This is a genomic window from Kitasatospora cystarginea (assembly GCF_039533515.1).
GTDB classification, from domain to species: Bacteria; Actinomycetota; Actinomycetes; order Streptomycetales; family Streptomycetaceae; genus Kitasatospora; species Kitasatospora cystarginea.
Genome location: NZ_BAAATR010000216.1, coordinates 1 through 569, shown reverse-complemented (window position 1 = coordinate 569; position 569 = coordinate 1). Strand labels below are relative to the sequence as shown.

Below are 569 nucleotides of genomic sequence, written 5' to 3'. Positions count from 1 at the left end.
AGCGTGAGATTCAGGCCTTCCTCGGCCAAGCATTTCCGCGTCCCCTGCTTGTGTATCCGTTTCGGTTAAGGAGAGTTTTCAGATGCCCGCACGCACAGCGCTCGACGGAACACCCTGTTGGATCGACCTCACCAGCTCCGACACCGAGGTTGCCAAATCCTTCTACACCAACGTGTTCGGCTGGCAGGCTGACACAAACGACGACCCGCAGTACGGCGGCTACGCGATCTTCAGCAAAGACGGGCAGCCCATCGCCGGGCTCGGACCCCAGCAGGAGGGAAACCCCTACGGCAACGTGTGGACCACCTACATCTCCTCGACTGATGCGGCAGCGTCGGCGTCCAAGGCCCAAGCCTCGGGCGGAACGATCATGATGCCGTCGATGCAGGTCGGTCCTCAGGGCAGCATGGCGATCGTGGGCGATCCGGCCGGTGCCGTCGTCGGCATCTGGCAGGCAGATCAGCACCACGGCTTCGGTTTGGTCGGCGAGGCCGGAGCGCCGGTCTGGCACGAGACCTTGTCCAAGAACTACGCCGTGGTCCTGCCGTTCTACACCGACGTGTTCGGCT

The 569-nt window shown here is 63.1% G+C and carries 1 protein-coding gene; it reads left to right on the top strand.

The features are described from left to right. Nucleotides 1-82 precede the first annotated feature (82 nt). A partial coding sequence (locus ABD369_RS40920; protein WP_344641711.1) for a VOC family protein occupies nucleotides 83-569 on the top strand: 487 nt, incomplete at its 3' end.